3 protein-coding genes and 1 pseudogene are annotated in these 3,809 nt (G+C 72.5%); all 4 read right to left on the reverse strand.

All coding sequences use genetic code 11. The features are described from left to right. Positions 1-282 (reverse strand): SDR family NAD(P)-dependent oxidoreductase (locus BHU15_RS41885; protein WP_255293301.1); only part of this gene is annotated, 282 nt, incomplete at both ends. A 2-nt stretch (positions 283-284) separates the two neighbouring features. Continuing rightward, a pseudogene (rhaD, locus tag BHU15_RS36510) lies at positions 285-1,834 on the reverse strand (bifunctional rhamnulose-1-phosphate aldolase/short-chain dehydrogenase); the annotation flags it as partial. 144 nt (positions 1,835-1,978) lie between these two features. Next, positions 1,979-2,677, reverse strand: a complete 699-nt coding sequence (locus BHU15_RS36515; RefSeq protein WP_069631017.1) for a hypothetical protein — start codon at positions 2,675-2,677, stop codon at positions 1,979-1,981. A 69-nt stretch (positions 2,678-2,746) separates the two neighbouring features. Continuing rightward, entirely contained in the window at positions 2,747-3,616 is an 870-nt protein-coding gene (locus BHU15_RS36520) for a DNA polymerase subunit beta (protein WP_069631018.1), read from the reverse strand. Between the last annotated feature and the right edge of the window lie 193 nt (positions 3,617-3,809).

Consider the following 3,809-nt stretch of genomic DNA (forward strand, 5'->3'; position numbering starts at 1 on the left):
CGTACACCGCGGCCCGCCGCGCCCCCCAGCCACCCGCGAAGATCCCCGACCCGCGCACCACCCCGTCCGGGTTCACCCCGTTGACCCGGATGCCGTGCTCACCCAACTCCGCCGCCAGCAAACGGACTTGGTGCGCCTGGTCCGCCTTCGTGGCCGAGTAGGCGATGTTGTTGGGACCGGCGAACACCGCGTTCTTCGAGGTGATGTACACGATGTCACCACCCATCCCCTGCCCGGTCATGACCCTTGCCGCCTCCCGCGACACCAGGAACGAGCCGCGCGNNCGCGCGGTCGTCTCCAGCAGCGGCTTCGAGATCGAGATGCCCGCGTTGTTGACGACCAGGTCCACGCCGCCGAACGCGAGCACCGCCGCGCGGAAGGCGGCGCCGATCGCGTCCTCGTCGGTCACGTCGACGGTGACCGCCAACGCCCGTTCGGGGCCGCCCAGTTCGGCGGCGACCTCCGCCGCGCCCGCCGCGTTCACATCGGCCACGACCACACACGCGCCTTCGGCCGCCAGCCGGTGCGCGACGGCCTTCCCGATGCCCGACCCGCCGCCGGTCACCAGCGCGACGCGGGCGGCCAGCGGCTTCGGGGCCGGCATCCGCCGGAGCTTCGCCTCCTCCAGCGCCCAGTACTCGATCCGGAACTTCTCCGACTCCTCGATCGGCGCGTACGACGACACCGACTCGGCGCCCCGCATCACATTGATCGCGTTGAGATAGAACTCACCGGCCACCCGGGCCGTCTGTTTGTCCTTGCCGTACGAGAACATGCCCACACCCGGCACCAGCACGATCGCCGGATCGGCGCCCCGCATCGGCGGCGAGCCGGCGTCGGCGTGCCGGTCGTAGTAGGCGGCGTACTGCGCGCGGTACTCCTCGTGCAGCCGCGCGAAACGGTCCTTCACCTCGTCGAGCGGCGCGGACGCGGGCAGATCGAGGACCAGCGGCCGGACCTTCGTACGCAGGAAGTGGTCCGGGCACGAGGTGCCGAGCGCCGCGAGACGCGGGTGCCCCGCGCGGGACAGGAAGTCCAGCACGGGCTCGCTGTCGGTGAAGTGCCCCACCTGCGGCCGGTCCGTGGAGGCCAGCCCGCGCAGCAGCGGGGCCAGCGCGGCGGCGCGCGCCCGCCGCTCGTCGCCGGGCAGCGGGCCGTACCCCTCGAGCGGCGGACCGAACGGCTCCGGTCGGCCGTGCTCGGCGAGGAACCGCTCGGCCTCGCGGATGATGCTCAGCGAGTTCTCCTCGCACTCGCGCGACGTGTTCCCCCACGCGGTGATGCCATGGCCGCCGAGCACACAGCCGATCGCCCGCGGGTTCGCCTCCTTCACCGCGGCGATGTCCAGGCCGAGTTGGAAGCCGGGACGCCGCCACGGCACCCACACCACGCGCTCGCCGAAGCACCGGGCCGTCAGCGCCTCGCCGTCCGCCGCACAGGCGAGCGCGATGCCCGAGTCCGGGTGCAGATGATCGACGTGGGCGGCGTCCACCAGAGCGTGCATCGCGGTGTCGATGGAGGGGGCCGCGCCGCCCTTGCCGTGCAGGCAGTAGTCGAAGGCGGCGACCATCTCGTCCTCGCGATCCACCCCCGGATACACCTCGGCGAGCGCCCGCAGCCGGTCGAGCCGGAGCACGGCCAGACCCGGTCCGGTGAGCGTGCCCAGGTCCCCGCCGGACCCCTTCACCCACATCAGCTCGGTGTCGCCGCCGCTCACCGGGTCGGCGGCCAGGCCCTTGGCGGAGGTGTTGCCGCCCGCGTAGTTGGTGTTGCGCGGATCGGCGCCCAGGCGGTGGGAACGCGCCAGCAGTTCGGATTCGGGGGAGGACGTCATCAAGAGGCTTCCTTCGGTCCCTGATCGATGAATGAATCGATTCACTGAGAAGGTAGGTGGCGTCGCGGAGCCATGTCAAGGTGCGGTACGGCCCTGGTCGGTGGGGTTTTCCCGGCCCGGTCGGCACCCCGGAGCTGAAACAATTCACTCCTGCGTGCCGGTCGTTGTGCCGGTCGTTGCGCCGTCCGGGAACGGCCCGTCGGGAGCGCGGTCGAAGAGATCCCGGGAGGCGTCGGCGAGGGCGTCCGGAACGCGCGCGCACGGCGCCCGGACATCGACGAACAGGGCGCCGCGCGCGCTGTTCCAGCGGGCGTCCAGCGTGTCGCCGCTCGCCGGGTCCTCGAAGCGGAACCCGGTCTCGACAGGTCCCGGTCCCCGCGCCTCCCGCTCATGGATGTGTTCCCAGCCCTGAGCGGTCAGCCGATGACGCAGCCGGTCCAGCGCCGGTCGGGCGACACCCTCGGAGACACCGTCGACACCCCAGCGGTGTTCGGGGGCCATGACTCCCGGCTCCGGATCGCCGGTGACGTCGCGCAGTCCACGGTCACGGCACACGCGATGGTCGAGGAAGTTCCAGGCCGGCGCGACCGGTTCGGGCAGCCTCAGGAGGTCGTACGCCCGCTGGGAACGCTCCTGGATCCGCTCGGCCGCCCGCGCGGGATCGGCCGTCCCGTACGGGGCTCCGTACCAGAGGCGTCCCACGGCCGCTGTCAGGGCGACGATCGCGAGGACGCACACGATCGGAACGACCGCCCGAAGCCCGCGAGCCGCCCGACTCCCGCGCTCCGTACGCGCGTCGCCGCCGCTGTCGCCCGCTTCCCCTCCGGTGCCCGCCCCGTCCATCTGGTTCCCCTCCTCGGAAACTGACCTCCGGGAGGGACGACGTGGACCGGCGGGCGGGCGGTTGCCCCCTCAGGGGTGACGCGTGTCGACGGAAGTTGCCGTCGCCCGCGTCACCCCGTCGGCCAGCAACTCCGCGATCTCGTCGTGCAGTTGAAGCGGCAGCGCGGTGCCCCAGCGGGCCGCCGCCTCGGCGGCCAGCTCCCGGCTCCACCGCCAGCTCTCCATCGCCGCCGACCGGACCTCGGCGGGCCGCGCCCCACCCGTGGTCGCCAGATGGCGCGCGCGGTCGGACTCCGGGAGATCCCGCTCCAGAGCCCGGCTCGGCGTCAGCCAGTGCGCCGTGGACCCCCGCAGCAGCCGGCACAGCTTCAACTGGAGCGGCGCCACCACGGCGTGCAGCAGGTTGTACGCGCGGGCGTTCTCGCCCCGGGCCCGCACATGCGCCAGCATCAGCGTCCAGTTGGCCAGTTCGTCGCACAGCTCCTGGGCCGTGGACACCGGCTCGGGCGGGCGGTGGCCGGCGAGCCGGCGCGCGGCCGCGGTCAGCCGCCCGCTTCGGTCGAGCAGGACGGCGGACCCGGGGTCGGGCAGGTGCACCATCCCCTCCCACGACGAGATCTGATCGATGCCGGACCCCGCCGGATCGATGTGGAACTCCCCGCGCATCAGGTCGTCGAAGACGACGGCGAGGATCCCGTACATATTGGTGTGGGCGAGCTTGAGCGGCGCCAGCCGCCCGACGAACTCCCGCCCGTCGAACGTGTCCGCGTCCGCGTCCCGTACGAAGAGATAGGCGTCGATGTCCGAGTGCGCGTCCGACTCGCCGAGGGTCCACGACCCGTACAACAGGACGCCGTCCAGGCGTGGTTCGGCCGCGGCGAGCGTACGCAGCCGCTCGACGCGGCGGTTCAGGGCGGGGGAGGGCGATACGTAGGGCATGGGGAGGCTGTCTCCTGGGAGTCGGGCTGACGGAAGGCGCACGAACGCGGCCCGGCGGCTGCCGGGCGGCCGTTCTGTGGTCACGGACCACGCTCGTGTTCCTACGTCGTACCCATGCCGTGGATCTTACCGGGACGCTAGGGCCTGTCGTTTGGATCTTGCCGGGCTCGCAGTCCCTGGCACGGCGCCTCGC

This window comes from Streptomyces niveus, assembly GCF_001723055.1.
GTDB lineage: Bacteria > Actinomycetota > Actinomycetes > Streptomycetales > Streptomycetaceae > Streptomyces > Streptomyces niveus.